The organism is Dechloromonas agitata is5 (assembly GCF_000519045.1).
GTDB classification, from domain to species: domain Bacteria; phylum Pseudomonadota; class Gammaproteobacteria; order Burkholderiales; family Rhodocyclaceae; genus Azonexus; species Azonexus agitatus.
The window spans coordinates 716138-729958 of the sequence record NZ_KI912532.1 but is presented as its reverse complement, the minus strand read 5'-3'; the positions used below and the strand labels follow the sequence as shown (position 1 = coordinate 729958).

The window sequence follows — 13821 nt, the reverse complement described above, 5'->3', positions numbered from 1 at the left end:
CGACCGCGCTCGCCGAGCGGCCGGTCTGGAAAGGAGGCCCCTTCCCTGAAGGGATCCGTGAAACATTGGGAATTGGCTTGGAGGCTATCATGGCAGAAGTTCTTGATATCGCTGGGCGAGGCATCGCCTGTTCCGCGCCCAGGCATCGCTGGCTGTCAGTCGATGCACTCTTGCCAGGCATGGTTTTGGCGAAAGATGTTGTCGGGGAGGGCAGAGGAATAGCCACTATGAGGTTCGCCGAAGGTTCCACGCTGACGGCGGATACGATACGGCAAATCGTCACCAAGTCGGTGGAATGCGTTGCTATCCTTGACGAACATCCGCCAGAGGCGGACGAGTACGAATTGCTTTGCCTCGCTCACGAAGCACGGTTAAGGGAGATTTTTTGTTGCGCCGACAATGAGTCTCCGACGGGCGAATGCCAGTCGCTGTTCGAGGCCCTTGTCGTAGCGGGGCCGATCTTATGAGTACGCGGATTTCGTCTGTACACATCCCAGATCTGGCTGCACACCTGCCGGTCTTCCCGAAAGTGGTTTTGGAACTCCTTGATTACCTGCGCGAGGAATCACTTTCAGTGCATCATTTGGTCCTGATTGCCCGAAACGACCCTATCGTTTCAGCCGCGGTTCTATCCTCAGCCAATCGGCTCCGGCGCATGCACGCACTTGCCGATTCCGCTGACCTGTTTGCGGCCGCCTCGATGATCGGCCTCGACAAAATCCGCCAGATCATCATTACCGTGGGGCTTAACCGGTTTATCAGCCAGGCGCGGGGGCAGGCTTTCTACGAGCACTCGCTGGCGGTCGGGATTATCGCCCACGAACTTGCCCTCCTCAGCAAGGCAGTCTCTCCTAATGAAGCATACGTCGCCGGCATCCTCCACGACGTAGGGCAATTGGTGTTCTATGTCCATGATGCGGCAAAATACAGCGATATCAGACAACAGGCGAACTTGGCGGGGGAACTGCTGCGACTCGAAGTTGAAGCCTTTGGACTGGACCACTGCCAGGCGGGGGTACTGCTAGGGAGCTACTGGCAACTTCCGAAAGATATCATGCGGGCCACGGGAGGTCATCATGATAATGGCATCAATTGCGACAGCGGCTTGCAGGCCATTGTTATGCTCGCGGAGTCGCTTTCCCGCGCCATGGATTTGCCAGCTTCTCCACATAACCGGGTGACCTCAATCAACCACTCGGCACTAGCCCTATTACATCTGGATTGGCACAGCCCGGGGATGGCCGATTGCTTCGGGCGCAGCCGGACTCGTTTCGAATTTGCGCGACGGATGGGATCCGGAATTTCGACCAATTCGCGCAAAGGAACTCAATAGTCACATTCCGCATACAGCAAACTCCAGTTGCTATACCAGTTGGCGAATGTCCGCCGACAACCAACTGGAGACCGACCATGCAGATCCGCCAACGCGGGAACACCATTACCCTCATCCGCAACCAGTACGACAAGACCATCGGGCGAGGGCGTTCGATTACCCTGGGTTGCCTTAGTACCACCGACCGTCACGCATCCCCCGACCTCCTGGGCAAGCTGAATGAGGAAGAACTGAAGCAATTAGAAGAACTCCTGACCCAACAACGCAGGGTTCTCGATGGTGAAGCTCGAAACCGCGCCGCCAAATGGCTGGCGACCTACATCCGACTGGCCACGGAGTTCTACCTCGCCAGTCCCCCAAAGACCCCTGAGCTTTCCTCCATGGCGCGAGAAGCCCGTGACCAATGGTCGAAACTGCTCGCGGCCATGGTCACCGCCGGCGTGGGACGGACGCGCAAGCGCCGATCCAAGACCCTCAGCTAACCCACTTCATTCCTGGTGACTATACGACTTACAGGACTTCCCCTGTGACAGGTCAAACGTATGAGGCAACCATGAATGAAAACCAAGACACGCAAACCAACCCCGAACTCAGCCAATCCCCGGCCGAAGCAAATCCCGAATCGACGCCGCGTCGGCGTCGAACTGGCTGGACTGGCCTACTGGCCGATGAGTTTCATGCTCCGGGCGGGACGTTCACGGCCCTGTTACTGAAAGCGGCCAATATCCGGGGGCACCAACTCGGTGAAATGGCGAGGGAACTCGGCGTCACATATGGTTATATTGCCCAATTGCGGCACGGCCATCGTGACACCCAGCACATCAGCCGGGAATTCGCCGGTGCGGTCGCCCGTTACCTGTCGGACGCCTTCGGCAAACCCATCCCGCCGATACTCGTCATGCTGATAGCCGGGCGGATTCGCATCGCCGACTGGCTACCGGCCGGCGACGCAGGACACGAACGCATCCGGCGTGGCCTTGAGCGCCTGGCCAGCGACCCCATGGTCGGCGGCATGATGCCGCAGGCCGTGTGGGAAGCCGAACCCGGTGTCCAGCAATTCCTGCTGTCGCTGTATGAAGAAGTCGCAGTCGATGACAGCCTGGAAACCCATCGCCTGCCGGGACTGCTCGAGGAATTGCTGAACGCCGCTATCGTCCTTGACGAGGCCGAACAACGGATTGCCGAGCAACCGCTTTCCCGGGCCGCCTGAAGCACTCCAGGTATTACTGAAACAACTTCATTCCGCCGCGGTGATCTTTGATCGCCGCGGTTTCTTTGTCGGGGTCTGCTGCTCATTGGCGTCTCAGTGGGCATCGCTATACAGGGTTCCAGGCCATTGAACAAAGGAACCCCTATGACAACCCATTCTCCCCTCGCCATCGAACTGCATTCCGGAACGGTAATCTTCCCGCACAAGTTACAGAACCTGCCAAACCCGCTGGGTGAGCGCCCGTGTTTCCTGCTGACGCACAGCATGGCATTCCACGACGCCCTCGAATTGAACGGCAAAGCGGTGCGACTGGCGATGCAACCGATGGACACTCAGACCGGACAGAGCTTTCTGCTGATATTCATGCAAATTCGCGACGTCCTGGGCGTAACGATTGCCAACCTGGCCGAACCCGCCGTCCTGGCCTGCCTGGAGGCTGCTATTGACGAGCAATCGCTGACGCTGCATATCAATGCACGTTGGGGCAGTCCGACCATTTCGCTGCCGCTGGAATGCCCAAGCGAGTATCTGCACGCTTGGCTGGCTCACGGCAAATCATTGCCCAGGCTACCCTACGACGCGCGACTGGCCGACCTGATACGCAGTATCGAGTGGTTGAAGGGGCACGCAGTAGAACTCGAGTTGCCCATTGGCAAGAACGTCCCCCATCTCTCCATCTGCGGGGTCATTACTTCGAGGAAAGACTAAACACCATTCCGGCGGGCCACCTGGCCCGCTTTTTTGCCAAGTTTGGCCTGGCGTTTGTTCGCTGTGCCGGCTGTGCCCGGCACAGTGCCGGGGGCAGCGTGGCTGCCTGGCTCAGCCAACCCCAGGCACCATCAGGGTTTGGAGGAACTGTGCCAAGTGTGCTGGGGCGTTTTGTGAAAATTGGTTGGAATATCAAACCTCATAATAAAAGGTTTCGCAGTATTGATCGGCACACCCGGCACAGTGCCGTAAAAAGCCCGCCACGGCGTGATCGGCGCGTGACGGGCAGTTGGCGGCTAGGCGGTCACAAACCAAGCACACCATTCAGGGCCAGGTGACCCCGCGGCGAAGGGCTATCGGCCGCGAGCGATTCATCGTTGACATAGAGACCGGGTAGCCCCACGTTACAGTAGCGAACCTGGCGTCCCTGCTCGCGACGACGGGACTCCTCAATTGGCGCAATGCTCTTCATCCGCCCCCAGAAACGGGTCATCGCCATCGGCGACATGCCGTTACGCTTGCACCAGTCCTGGTAGTGGGCAAAGACCTCGTCCTTAGTGGTCAGCGTCGACGCGGGGGCTTCGATGTCGCAATCCTCGAACCAGGCCAGCACCGAATTGGTCTCGGCCTTGGCATCGTGCAGCAAGCGCTGCATCGGCCCCGGTAGCGCCGGGTCAAAGGCGCCACGACGCTGCAGGCGGAGCAAGCCCTCCAACGCCCAATTGAGCACGCCAGGCAATTCATGCTGGATAATCGCCTCGGCTAATAATGGGTCACGCGCCCCTTCCGGAATCGTCACGTCGAATGGCACGATATCCCAACGCCGCCAGAAACCGGCCGAGTGGTCGGTGACCGCCGGCAGGTGATTGCCCAGCACCAGCCACTTGCCGCGCACATGAATGCTGACCGGGTCCCTGTACTTCCGGTCGACCTGTACGCGCTCCCCGGCAATCATCGACTTCAACAACTGCTCGTTGATGCCTTGCCGCGGCACCTCATCGGCGTAAATCAGGCTCGCGCCAATCAGCACAGAAAGCTTGAAGCCATCCATCGCATCCAGGCTGATGGCCGCGACGTTGCCATGCAGGGCCTGGATGATGTTGGCCAGCACCCCCTTGCCATTGGCCCCGGCACCCAGCCAGAGCTGGGCTTTCTGATAACGGGCATCCGACATCAGGGTATAGCCGACATACTCCTGGACGCGCGCCCGAACCTCGGCATCCGGCAGCACCTGGCCAAGGAAGGCCAGGAAACGCTGGGGGAGGGAACCCTCCGGCTGGTAGGCACAGCCCAGGACATGGCGAATCCCCAAGTCAGGGTTCGCCGCTTGCAGATGCAGGCCGTCGGCGACATGGACATAGCCATTCTGGCAGGGAATCACGATATCCCCCGTCATCTCCGGCAAAGGCGGCAGCCACAGGGCGGCGGAACGGAAGGCCCGGCGGGCATTGTTGTCACTGGCGAAGACATCCTGGGCGGCGACAATCCAGCGATACGCCATCGCCTCGCAATCGTCTTCATCCATCATCGACCAATGGGTGTCGGTCCATTGGTAAATCAGCTTCCGGTCGGAGGCGTAGTTGCCATCGGCCGCCATGGCCTTGGCGAACTCGTGCGGTTGGAAGGAGCGACTCATGCTTGCGTCCTCCTTGAATCCATGACCTTCCTGGCCTGGCCCGACAGGTGTGCAGGTGAGGGAAGGACTGCTGGATTAGATGCCCGCTTTAGCGGGTTGGTTTCGGAATGCCTGCCGAGAGATTCGGCAAGCCCGTGGATGTTGAGCAACTTGCTCATAAACAGCTCCTTGGAAAAGGAGCACGGCGACACCAATGTCGCAACGTGCCGCCACGTGGAATGACGTGGCGAGACGTCTAGCAAGACGGTTTATCTCTCGTCAGGATCTGGGTGCGCTTATGCTGCACCGGAGAAATTGCACTACCACCGGGAAGTCACACCTTGGTCAGCAGACCGACCAATTAAACTCCGGGTCATTTACTGATGGAGGAATTTGAAACGTATTGGCCGCACCTTCAGGTTTGAGAAATCCTTCTCGGGCTGTATGGGGAAACGGGACTGATATCGCTGGTATCCGTTCGGAGTTGGCTAAAATAACGTCATGTCCAAGATGCCCTTATCCCCAACCCCGGAAGGCAACCTGCTACGTGCAGCGGTTGCCCTGATTCCGCTCATTGAAGCTAGTTTGCACGATGGCAAGCTATCAGAGGCTCGGGTCAGGCAAATGGCCGCGTTCTGCCTTGGGCGGCCAATGGTGAGGTCAGCGATCCTGATTTGCGCGAATTACAGACACAGATACAGGCCGGGTTGCAGCGACTGAACGAACAGATCAACGTATCTCGCACCCAGGCAGTGACAGCGGCCTGAGGCTTCACAAACCTCTGGCCGCTCTCTGGTCCGGGAAAGCACCGTCGCAACAGGTGCTTTTCCTTTGTGATGACCCTAGAAATCCACGCTGGCGAAATCATACGCCCATGGCTCGATGACCTGCCCAAGGTCTTCAATGGTGTACACCCGATGTCGCCAAGGCGTTGGGTCATCGGCATTTTGCGCGATGGCCAGCGCCTCCGGCGTACATTCCATTCTGGGGACATGACTTCCCGCCACCATTTCGGTCGCTTGCATCACGAAATACAAAGATTCATCTTCCCAGAATCCGCCGACCGCGACCAAGGAAATAATGCTCGTATCTAGGTTCGATTCGTTCGAACAATGGACGCTCCATGGGAAATGACCATTCAGCCCCGATCAGTAGATCGGGGCTTGCATTGGGTCAATCCAAATTAGAAGATTTCTCTGAATTCTTCGTTGGAAACTTCAATAAGTACGGAATTAAGAATGGACGCTTCACCACGTGCCCATTTTCGAAACTCGGAAGATAGGGTCAATTGCAACCGCATCTCAACCCGTTCCATATTTTCAAAAAAATCCAGTTCATCGGCGTCGTCAGAATCATCGCTGTAACCCCAGTCGGGGTTCGTCACCTCGACCACTACTGATGATGCTTGCTCTTCTGTGTCATAGGTTGCCTCACAGAAAAACTCGAAGACGCCCTCGGTGTCTTCGTGAACCTGTCCCCGAATCAGGGCATCTAGGCGGGTCTGGGATTTGGTAACGGGTGATTTTTGAAAAATAACCTGACCTGCAAAATTGTCGCTTGAATCCATTGTGTTCTCCTTGATTGGTATGCTGAGTATTGAGAGTTACGGCAATACCCGCTTAACTGGGAACGAGGGCGGATTCCACCTCGATGGCGAAACACCTTGTTAAACAAATGACCGCACCAGCCTGTTTGGCGAGTTCATAGCAATCCAGCTCGCAGTCATCGAAGAGTTCCGTGTCGCTCTCGGCGTCGAACATTTCGTACTCAAAGGCATGAAGGTATTTGATGGGAATCCTCGAATGAAACGCCCCTATGGCACAACTTGCCGCTGTGGTGTCGTCCAGGTGTTTGGGTACGGCAATGAGATAAGTCCCAGCAACGCTGAGGTCCTCGCAATACAACTCGTCTGCTTCCAGCTCGGTCGAGGCAATGAATCGAATGATGCGCATCTCAGGCATCGGTTGATAGCGGGCAATAAGTTCGTCCAACGTCATGGTTTCTCCTTCGTGGCTGCCTTGGCAGCCTAATGATTTCGGTCAGCAGCACTGGAGTCCGGCCTGCTGGTGGTCGCGAGGTGATCCCGGCCAAAGACCGGGAGATATCTGGAAGCGCGATAGATCCCCTCGGGATCGTGGGGATGGAAAGGTCAGCGGGCCGGTATCCGAGTTACCGGCAACCTGGCCGTCTTAATGGCCATCGTCATCGTCTTCCGAAGCCGCGACTTCGATAAACCCGCCAACCAAAGCAGAGGATGGCCAGACAGCGATGACCTCCGGATTCTCGAAGGGCAGGTTGTCTTGCAGGTAAGGAGAATGAGCGGCACATTCGATTAGCTGTTGCCGCTGAGGAGAAATCTCGACCGGGTGCATGCGGGCTTCCCGCATAAAATCGGTGAAGCCCGGCTCCTTGAGCAGGGGTAGGGCAATAAATACCGTTCCCGGGCGGCTATTCATCAAGCAAGGGATGAACCCTTGTCGGTTCCAAATCTGGAAAGCTTGGGCAATCTCGGGTAGTTGGGCATCGAAGGCCAGTATGTAGCCTGTCGCCCCGGTTCCTACTGTGTAAAAAAATGTGTCGACTGAATGGCCGAGGGTGACGCAATTGCGTCGCAAGAAGGGTTTCTCCGCATGTTGCAGCGTTCCCTCAAGCATTTGGTTGGAAGCGCAAATATGGATGAAGGGCGTCCGAGTCGGCTTCGGGAAGCATTCCAGCAGTTGTGGCAGGTCACCAAAGAGGCCGGTCCATTCGGGCAGGACGAGTGCCGAAGGCTGTTTGGCAATCTCCTCGCTATGGACTAGCTGAAGCAGCGCCTTATTGTCCGTGGATAGCGGCTTCGCGGACCACGGGGTTTTTGAGCAATTCGTTCGCATGATTTTTCCTTAAAAGGAGGTTAACTCCGTACCCGACGCGGGTGCGGAACGATCACGATCAAACGAATTGCGTAGTCAGTAACTAAGCGAATTAGCAACTGACAACACTTATATTGTATGATGGGTGTTGCACATATGTCAACAAATGCTATGCCAAAACTGAAATCCGGAAATGAAACGAAGAGCCAACTTGTGGCGGTGAGGGTGCCGGCCAAGTTGCGCCACGGACTGGATGTGATTGCCCGCGCCAATGGCGTCAGCACTACCGATGCGGTCTTGCTCGCCATCCGTCATTACTTGGAGTCCAAGGTGATTCGTACCGCTACGGCGACCTCCGATACCGTTGATAAACTTGATGCGGTCGCTGATATCACGTGGGCCAACACCGAGGCTGGCCGTTTTCTCAGAATGGCGAGTCGTTTCCCGATACTGCTCAATGATCGGGAGAACGAGTTGCTGTTCAAAATCCTTGAGGATTCCAGCTTGCACGAGTCCGACGGGATGCTGGTAACGGGCGTTCCTATTTCGGAGGCGAAGCTTGCTATGAGATGGGACGAATTGCAGTAATCTCCCGGTGACTTGTTGCCGCCATTGCTGCAAATGCAAGATTTTTGAATCCATCAAATATTAATTTGCCTCTCAACATGCTCCGAATAATTTCAGCAAACCTAAACGGAATCCGATCAGCCTCAAATAAGGGCTTTTTTGAATGGATGAAAACTTCGAATGCCGATGTGGTCTGTGTTCAAGAATTAAAAGCCCAAGCTGCAGACCTCACAGATGAGATGAGGAGTCCTAGTGGATATCGCGGTTTCTTCCATTGCGCAGAGAAGAAAGGATATTCAGGCGTTGGCATCTATTGCCGTCGCGAGCCAGACAGGGTCATTGAAGGAATTGGGCATGCTGGATTCGATGCCGAAGGGCGTTTTATAAGAGCCGATTTTGGTGACCTGTCTGTTGTATCAGTATATGTTCCATCTGGATCGTCATCTCCGGAGCGACAGCGGGCAAAATTTGAGTTCTTGGCAGAATTTTTGCCCGTCCTCGACTCACTCCTCTGTGAAGGACGTGAATTCATCGTCTGCGGGGACTGGAATATTGCCCACTGTCCCATCGATTTGAAAAATTGGAAGGGAAATTTAAAAAATAGCGGTTTTCTACCCGAAGAGCGTGCATGGCTGGACAAAATCTATGCAAGCGGCTGGACGGATGTCTACCGTAGCCTCTACCCCGAGGCGGGTGACGAGGGGTATACGTGGTGGAGTAATCGCGGAGCCGCGTACGCCAAAAATGTGGGATGGAGGATTGATCTCCATGTTGCGACTGCAGGGATTGCTTGTGCCGCAAAGAAATCGCAAATTTACAAGGAGCAGAAATTCTCCGATCACGCTCCGCTTACTGTGGACTACGAATGTCGGTTTTTTGATTGATTGACTACCAGATCGCCACGCCGGGGATCGCGGCGAGCGCTGTCGAGGCCAGCATCTACAAGGCCGAGCGCTTCTCCGACCATGCGCCGTTGATCATCGATTACGAGTACAAATAAGTAGCCGGGGTGAATTGCATTCGGTGCGAGCAAGGGATAACCTTGAACTGTCCCGATTAACCGACTCATGACGAGGTTCAAAATGTCTGAACAAATGACTGCTGCCAACAAGGAAAAACTGGTGTCCGATCTGAAGGTCGTCATTTCCGATACGGAAGAATTGCTGCGTGCTACGGCGGGAGCGGCCGGCGAGAAGGTGGGCGAACTGCGCGAGCGTCTCGGCGTTCGTCTGCGCGATGCCAAGGAGCGCGTGCTCGATCTGGAAGCGGCTGTTGTCGACAAGACCAAGGCGGCTGCCCGGGCGACTGACGATTTCGTGCATGAGCAGCCGTGGAAGGCCGTTGGCGTCGCCGCCGCATTGGGCCTGGCGCTGGGCGTCCTGATCGGCCGTCGCTAAGCGCATGTCGCAAGCCGGAGGCGATGAAGAAGGTCGCGAAGGCCTCTTCGCCGCCCTGAAAAACCTGGTCGCGACGCTCATCGCGATCGGCAAGACGCGTGCCGAACTTCTGGTCACCGAGCTGGAGGAGGAGAAATTCCGCCTCATGTCGCTGTGGGCCAAGGCAATCGGCGCGGCCTTCCTGCTCGCCTTGGGCGTCGTCATGCTGGTTTGCTGCGTCGCGCTCGCCTTCTGGGAACAGCGGGTTGTCGTTTTCGGCATTTTCGCTGTCTTGTTTGGCAGTGGCGGCTTTTTCCTGGTCGCCTCCCTGAAGCGCCAGGCGAGCCAGCCGAGCAAGATGTTCAAGGCCAGTCTGGCGGAGCTGGAGGCCGACATGGCCCAGTTACGTCGTCATCGCAAGCCGCCGGAATGAACCCCAAGCTGCTCGAACTCGCCACGCGCCACGGCCGATTACAGGCCCGCATCGCCGAGCAGCGACGCGAACTGGCGCGTCACGCCGGCCCTCTCGAGTCGGCGTTGGCCAAGGGCGATGCCGTACTCGATGGTGTCGACTGGTTGAAGCATCACCCGGTTGCTGTTGGCGTCGCTGTTGCGGCGGTGGCTGTCGCTCGTCCGAAGCGGGCATGGCGCTGGGCTCGGCGGGGCTTCTTCGTCTGGCGGGGTTGGCAGGCTGTCAGGAACCGGTTGGCGGGAGCCCGCTGAGGGTGGCGGGCGAGGGGAGCAAGGCGGCCACGCTGCCCGGGTGGTGGCGCCAGATGCTTTCGTCGCAGCGACGCGAGGCGAACCGGGTACTGGCCGAGCTGATGGAAACGCGGGGCATCATGCCCCTGCTGATGAAGGCGCGTAACGGCGAAACCTGGACGAGTGCCGAGAAAGCCCAGCTACTGGCCCATTTGCGCCGGGTCGCGCATCTTTCACCCTACCTGATCGCCCTGTTGTTGCCGGGCTCCGTGCTGCTTCTGCCGATCTATGCCTGGTGGCTGGACCGCCGCCGCGTCAAGCGGGGCGACTAGCGTCGGTGACGGTGTCGTTCCACGGCGCCACCTTGAGCAGCAAGACCATGCCCGGCACGGCCAGGGCGGCGCACAGCCAGAAGAAGTTCAGCCAGCCCAGTTGTTCGACCAGCCAGCCGGCCGAAGCATTGATGAAGGTGCGCGGTACGGCGGCCAGGCTGGTGAACAGGGCCATTTGCGTTGCCGTGTAGGCTGGGTGCGTGGCCCGGGCGATGAAGGCGACGAAGGCGGCCGTGCCCAGGCCGACGCCGAGCGCTTCGAGGCCGATGACGAAGGCCAGTGCGATGCGTTCGCTGGCGCCGATGCTGTCATAGTGCCCTTGCGCAGCCAGCCAGGCGAAGCCGAAGATCGATACCAGTTGAACTACTCCGAACAGCCACAGTGCCCGGTTGATCCCCAGTTTGACCATCCACAGGCCGCCGAGCAGGGCGCCGATCACCGCCGGCCACAGACCGGCATGCTTGGCGATCAGGCCGATATCGGTCTTGGTGAAACCCATGTCGAGGTAGAAGGGGGTGGCCAGCGCGGTGCACAGGCTGTCGCCAAGCTTGTAGAGGAAGATGAAACCGAGGACCAAGGCGGCGCCGCGCCAGCCCTGGCGGCCCATGAATTCGTGGAAGGGCTCGGTGACTGCCTGGCGCAGCGTCTTCGGTGCGCCCTTGACGGACGGTTCGCTGACCAGCCAGGCCATGGCCATGCCGGGCAGCATGAAGGCGCCGGTGATCCAGAACACTTCGTTCCACGGCAGGCGGTCGGCCAGGATCAGCGACAGTGAGCCGGGAATCAGACCGGCGATGCGGTAGGCGTTCACATGCACGGCGTTGCCGAGGCCGAGTTCGTTATCGCTCAGGATTTCGCGGCGGAAGGCGTCGACCGCGATGTCCTGGGTGGCCGAGAGCAGCGACAGCAACGTCGCCAGCCACAGGATGGGCCAGATGTTGTCCTTCGGGTTCAGGCCACCGAGCGAGCCGATGGCGAGGAGCAGGCCGATCTGTGTGAGCAGCATCCAGCCGCGCCGGCGGCCGAAACCTGGTATCGAGAAACGGTCGAGCAGTGGCGACCAGAGGAATTTCCAGGTGTAGGGAAACTGGATCAGGGCGAAGAAGCCGATGGTCTTCAGGTCGACGCCTTCGCTGCGCAGCCAGGCCGGCAGCAAATTGAGCAACAGGTAGAGCGGCAGCCCTGATGAAAAACCGGTGAAGATGCAGATCAGCATCTTCCGGGTGAGCAGCGCGGCGAGCCAGGCCGGCATCAGCGCTGCTGGGTCAGGCGATAGACCGCCAGGCTGCCGAGGAAATTCAGCTCGCGTTCGTCGTCGTTGTCGACCATGTTGCCGCCCTCGTCGAGCACGTGGCGCTCGCGGATGATGAGGCCCATCTGGGCGCATAGCGCCTCGAAGTCGAGCAGGGTAAAGAAGCGGACGTTGGGTGAGTCGTACCACTGGTAGGGCAGGTCTTCGGAGACCGGCATGCGGCCGGCAAGCACCGAGCGCAGGTTCTTCCAGTAGGCGAAGTTGGGGAAGGAAACGACCGCCTCGCGGCCGACGCGCAGCATTTCGCGCAGGATGCCCTCGGTATGGCGCACCGTTTGCAGCGTGCGCGACAGGATCACATGGTCGAAGGACTGGTCGGCGAATTCGTCGAGGCCTTTCTCCAGGTTGCCCTGCAGCACGTTGATGCCGTTGCGGATGGCCGCCAGGATGTTGGCATCGTCGATCTCGACGCCGACGCCACGGACGCCGCGACTGTCCACCAGGTGCCGGAGCAGGCTGCCATCGCCGCAGCCGAGGTCGAGCACGCGGTGGCCGGGCTCGATCCAGGCCGTGATGAGGTCGAAATCGGGGCGTCCCAGGGTGTTGGTCATAGCTGGATGTTCCGCAGGTAGGCGTCGACGATGCCGTGGTAATGGGCATCTTCCATCAGGAAGGAGTCGTGGCCGAAATTGAGGTCGATCTCGGCGTAGGAGACATTGCGGCCGTTGGCGAGCAGGGCGGCGACAATTTCCTTGGAGCGGGCCGGGCTGAAACGCCAGTCGGTGGTGAAGGAGGCGATCAGGAAGCCGGTATCCGGGTGGCTGCGGCCCATGGCGCGGACCAGGTCGCCGTTGTCGAGGCGGGCCGGATCGAAGTAGTCGAGCGCCTTGGTCATCAACAGGTAGGTGTTGGCGTCGAAATAGCCGGCGAACTTGTCGCCCTGGTAGCGCAAGTAGGATTCGACCTCGAACTCGACGTCGTAGTCGAAGGAGAACGAGCCATTGCGCAGCTCGCGGCCGAATTTCTCGCCCATCTGGTCGTCGGACAGGTAGGTGATGTGGCCGAGCATGCGGGCCAGGCGCAGGCCGCGCGTCGGCCGGGTGTTGTGCTCGTAGTAGTGGCCGCCGTGGAAATCGGGATCGGTCAGGATGGCCTGGCGGGCAACGTCGTTGAAGGCGATGTTCTGCGCCGTCAGCTTGGGGGCCGAGGCGATGATGATGGCGTGGCGCACGCGTTCCGGCTGGCTGATCGTCCAACGCAGCGCCTGCATGCCGCCCAGGCTGCCGCCGATGACTGCTGCCCAGGCATCGATGCCGAGCAAGTCGGCCAGGCGGGCCTGCGCCTCGACCCAGTCACTGACCGCGACGATCGGGAAGTCGGCGCCCCAGCGCTTGCCGGTGGCCGGGTTGATCGACGACGGGCCAGTCGAACCATGGCAGCCGCCGAGATTGTTCAGGCCGACGATGAAATAGCGGTCGGTGTCGAGCGGCCGGCCGGGACCGACGATGTTGTCCCACCAGCCGATGTTGTTCGGTGCGTCGGCATAGTGGCCGGCGACGTGGTGATGCCCGGAGAGCGCGTGGCAGACGAGGATGGCGTTGGATTTGGCGGCGTTGAGCGTGCCGTAGGTCTCGTAGACCAGATCGTAGGCCGGCAGAACGCCGCCGCTCCGCAGGTGGAGCGGCTGATCGAAGTGGGCGCGTTGCGACGTGACGACGCCGACGGATTGTCCTGACATGCTATTCCTGAAAAACAAAAACCCAGTTGGCCGAAAACGCGAACTGGGTGGTTCCCGTTTTAGCTGTATTTATAAGCGCCCGCAATCAGAGCTCAAATCGGCGCGGCTGAAGCACTTCAGCGTTCCGGGACGATAC

Annotated in this window: 19 protein-coding genes; 11 read left to right on the top strand and 8 right to left on the bottom strand. The window is 58.9% G+C overall.

The window, feature by feature from the left end; translation table 11 throughout:
- Nucleotides 1–89: 89 nt before the first annotated feature.
- The 5 genes from K420_RS0103640 to K420_RS0103620 all read left to right on the top strand — a co-directional run bounded on the left by K420_RS0103640 (nt 90) and on the right by K420_RS0103620 (nt 3251).
- On the top strand, nt 90–467 hold the full coding sequence (locus K420_RS0103640; protein WP_157274985.1) for a hypothetical protein: 378 nt from the start codon (nt 90–92) through the stop codon (nt 465–467).
- A complete protein-coding gene (locus K420_RS0103635) occupies nt 464–1333 on the top strand; it encodes an HDOD domain-containing protein (protein WP_157274983.1) in 870 nt (289 codons plus the stop codon). Before K420_RS0103640 ends, K420_RS0103635 begins: the two co-directional genes overlap by 4 nt.
- 77 nt (nt 1334–1410) lie before the next feature.
- Nucleotides 1411–1815 carry a hypothetical protein gene (locus tag K420_RS0103630; RefSeq protein ID WP_027456854.1) on the top strand — a complete coding sequence of 135 codons (405 nt, stop codon included), beginning with the start codon at nt 1411–1413 and terminating at the stop codon, nt 1813–1815.
- A 71-nt stretch (nt 1816–1886) separates the two neighbouring features.
- Nucleotides 1887–2543, top strand: coding sequence for a hypothetical protein (locus K420_RS19565; protein ID WP_051452937.1), 657 nt, complete (start codon nt 1887–1889; stop codon nt 2541–2543).
- Nucleotides 2544–2687: 144 nt separating this feature from the next.
- On the top strand, nt 2688–3251 hold the full coding sequence (locus K420_RS0103620; RefSeq protein WP_027456853.1) for a hypothetical protein: 564 nt from the start codon (nt 2688–2690) through the stop codon (nt 3249–3251).
- 304 nt (nt 3252–3555) lie between these two features.
- On the opposite strand, the gene K420_RS18000 is transcribed toward K420_RS0103620, so the two are convergent.
- The 5 genes from K420_RS18000 to K420_RS0103595 all read right to left on the bottom strand — a co-directional run bounded on the left by K420_RS18000 (nt 3556) and on the right by K420_RS0103595 (nt 7739).
- Complete coding sequence (locus tag K420_RS18000) at nt 3556–4887, bottom strand: DNA primase family protein (RefSeq protein WP_051452936.1); 1332 nt, start codon at nt 4885–4887, stop codon at nt 3556–3558.
- Between the two features lie 821 nt (nt 4888–5708).
- Nucleotides 5709–5939, bottom strand: coding sequence for a hypothetical protein (locus K420_RS0103610; protein WP_027456852.1), 231 nt, complete (start codon nt 5937–5939; stop codon nt 5709–5711).
- A 110-nt stretch (nt 5940–6049) separates the two neighbouring features.
- Complete coding sequence (locus K420_RS0103605; RefSeq protein ID WP_027456851.1) at nt 6050–6433, bottom strand: hypothetical protein; 384 nt, start codon at nt 6431–6433, stop codon at nt 6050–6052.
- Nucleotides 6434–6485: 52 nt separating this feature from the next.
- On the bottom strand, nt 6486–6863 hold the full coding sequence (locus K420_RS0103600; RefSeq protein ID WP_027456850.1) for a hypothetical protein: 378 nt from the start codon (nt 6861–6863) through the stop codon (nt 6486–6488).
- A gap of 192 nt (nt 6864–7055) precedes the next feature.
- A complete protein-coding gene (locus tag K420_RS0103595) occupies nt 7056–7739 on the bottom strand; it encodes a hypothetical protein (RefSeq protein WP_027456849.1) in 684 nt (227 codons plus the stop codon).
- A gap of 150 nt (nt 7740–7889) precedes the next feature.
- On the opposite strand from K420_RS0103595, the gene K420_RS0103590 reads away from it, so the two are divergent.
- The 6 genes from K420_RS0103590 (at nt 7890) to K420_RS0103560 (ending at nt 10695) form a co-directional block, all read left to right on the top strand.
- A complete protein-coding gene (locus K420_RS0103590; RefSeq protein ID WP_157274979.1) occupies nt 7890–8306 on the top strand; it encodes a ribbon-helix-helix protein, CopG family in 417 nt (138 codons plus the stop codon).
- A 77-nt stretch (nt 8307–8383) separates the two neighbouring features.
- A complete protein-coding gene (locus K420_RS0103585; RefSeq protein WP_027456847.1) occupies nt 8384–9169 on the top strand; it encodes an exodeoxyribonuclease III in 786 nt (261 codons plus the stop codon).
- Between the two features lie 198 nt (nt 9170–9367).
- Nucleotides 9368–9682, top strand: coding sequence for a DUF883 family protein (locus K420_RS0103575; RefSeq protein ID WP_027456846.1), 315 nt, complete (start codon nt 9368–9370; stop codon nt 9680–9682).
- Nucleotides 9683–9686: 4 nt separating this feature from the next.
- Nucleotides 9687–10094 carry a phage holin family protein gene (locus tag K420_RS0103570; protein ID WP_027456845.1) on the top strand — a complete coding sequence of 136 codons (408 nt, stop codon included), beginning with the start codon at nt 9687–9689 and terminating at the stop codon, nt 10092–10094.
- The gene (locus K420_RS17995) at nt 10091–10384 is read left to right on the top strand and encodes a YqjK-like family protein (RefSeq protein WP_035854466.1); all 294 of its coding nucleotides are present in this window, start codon (nt 10091–10093) and stop codon (nt 10382–10384) included. Before K420_RS0103570 ends, K420_RS17995 begins: the two co-directional genes overlap by 4 nt.
- A 53-nt stretch (nt 10385–10437) precedes the next feature.
- Nucleotides 10438–10695 (top strand): hypothetical protein, encoded by a 258-nt coding sequence (locus K420_RS0103560; protein ID WP_232422731.1) that lies wholly within the window; start codon nt 10438–10440, stop codon nt 10693–10695.
- Here K420_RS0103560 and K420_RS0103555 read toward each other — a convergent pair.
- From K420_RS0103555 to metX, 3 genes are read right to left on the bottom strand one after another with little or no spacing between them, the layout of a single operon-like run.
- Nucleotides 10679–11947, bottom strand: coding sequence for an AmpG family muropeptide MFS transporter (locus tag K420_RS0103555; RefSeq protein WP_027456843.1), 1269 nt, complete (start codon nt 11945–11947; stop codon nt 10679–10681). The two genes, K420_RS0103560 and K420_RS0103555, sit on opposite strands and share 17 nt — an antisense overlap.
- Nucleotides 11947–12558 carry a methionine biosynthesis protein MetW gene (gene metW / locus K420_RS0103550; RefSeq protein WP_027456842.1) on the bottom strand — a complete coding sequence of 204 codons (612 nt, stop codon included), beginning with the start codon at nt 12556–12558 and terminating at the stop codon, nt 11947–11949. The genes K420_RS0103555 and metW overlap by 1 nt, the downstream gene beginning before the upstream one ends.
- The gene (gene metX, locus K420_RS0103545; protein WP_027456841.1) at nt 12555–13685 is read right to left on the bottom strand and encodes a homoserine O-succinyltransferase MetX; all 1131 of its coding nucleotides are present in this window, start codon (nt 13683–13685) and stop codon (nt 12555–12557) included. The genes metW and metX overlap by 4 nt, the downstream gene beginning before the upstream one ends.
- Nucleotides 13686–13821 lie beyond the last annotated feature (136 nt).

Excerpts from the sequence above, each read along its gene's own strand:
- K420_RS0103640 (WP_157274985.1), top strand. The coding sequence starts at position 90 with ATGGCAGAAGTTCTTGATATCGCTGGGCGAGGCATCGCCTGTTCCGCG.
- K420_RS0103635 (WP_157274983.1), top strand. The coding sequence starts at position 464 with ATGAGTACGCGGATTTCGTCTGTACACATCCCAGATCTGGCTGCACAC.
- K420_RS0103630 (WP_027456854.1), top strand. The coding sequence starts at position 1,411 with ATGCAGATCCGCCAACGCGGGAACACCATTACCCTCATCCGCAACCAG.
- K420_RS19565 (WP_051452937.1), top strand. The coding sequence starts at position 1,887 with ATGAATGAAAACCAAGACACGCAAACCAACCCCGAACTCAGCCAATCC.
- K420_RS0103620 (WP_027456853.1), top strand. The coding sequence starts at position 2,688 with ATGACAACCCATTCTCCCCTCGCCATCGAACTGCATTCCGGAACGGTA.
- K420_RS18000 (WP_051452936.1), bottom strand. The coding sequence starts at position 4,887 with ATGAGTCGCTCCTTCCAACCGCACGAGTTCGCCAAGGCCATGGCGGCC.
- K420_RS0103605 (WP_027456851.1), bottom strand. The coding sequence starts at position 6,433 with ATGGATTCAAGCGACAATTTTGCAGGTCAGGTTATTTTTCAAAAATCA.
- K420_RS0103600 (WP_027456850.1), bottom strand. The coding sequence starts at position 6,863 with ATGACGTTGGACGAACTTATTGCCCGCTATCAACCGATGCCTGAGATG.
- K420_RS0103595 (WP_027456849.1), bottom strand. The coding sequence starts at position 7,739 with ATGCGAACGAATTGCTCAAAAACCCCGTGGTCCGCGAAGCCGCTATCC.
- K420_RS0103590 (WP_157274979.1), top strand. The coding sequence starts at position 7,890 with ATGCCAAAACTGAAATCCGGAAATGAAACGAAGAGCCAACTTGTGGCG.
- K420_RS0103585 (WP_027456847.1), top strand. The coding sequence starts at position 8,384 with ATGCTCCGAATAATTTCAGCAAACCTAAACGGAATCCGATCAGCCTCA.
- K420_RS0103575 (WP_027456846.1), top strand. The coding sequence starts at position 9,368 with ATGTCTGAACAAATGACTGCTGCCAACAAGGAAAAACTGGTGTCCGAT.
- K420_RS0103570 (WP_027456845.1), top strand. The coding sequence starts at position 9,687 with ATGTCGCAAGCCGGAGGCGATGAAGAAGGTCGCGAAGGCCTCTTCGCC.
- K420_RS17995 (WP_035854466.1), top strand. The coding sequence starts at position 10,091 with ATGAACCCCAAGCTGCTCGAACTCGCCACGCGCCACGGCCGATTACAG.
- K420_RS0103560 (WP_232422731.1), top strand. The coding sequence starts at position 10,438 with ATGCTTTCGTCGCAGCGACGCGAGGCGAACCGGGTACTGGCCGAGCTG.
- K420_RS0103555 (WP_027456843.1), bottom strand. The coding sequence starts at position 11,947 with ATGCCGGCCTGGCTCGCCGCGCTGCTCACCCGGAAGATGCTGATCTGC.
- metW (WP_027456842.1), bottom strand. The coding sequence starts at position 12,558 with ATGACCAACACCCTGGGACGCCCCGATTTCGACCTCATCACGGCCTGG.
- metX (WP_027456841.1), bottom strand. The coding sequence starts at position 13,685 with ATGTCAGGACAATCCGTCGGCGTCGTCACGTCGCAACGCGCCCACTTC.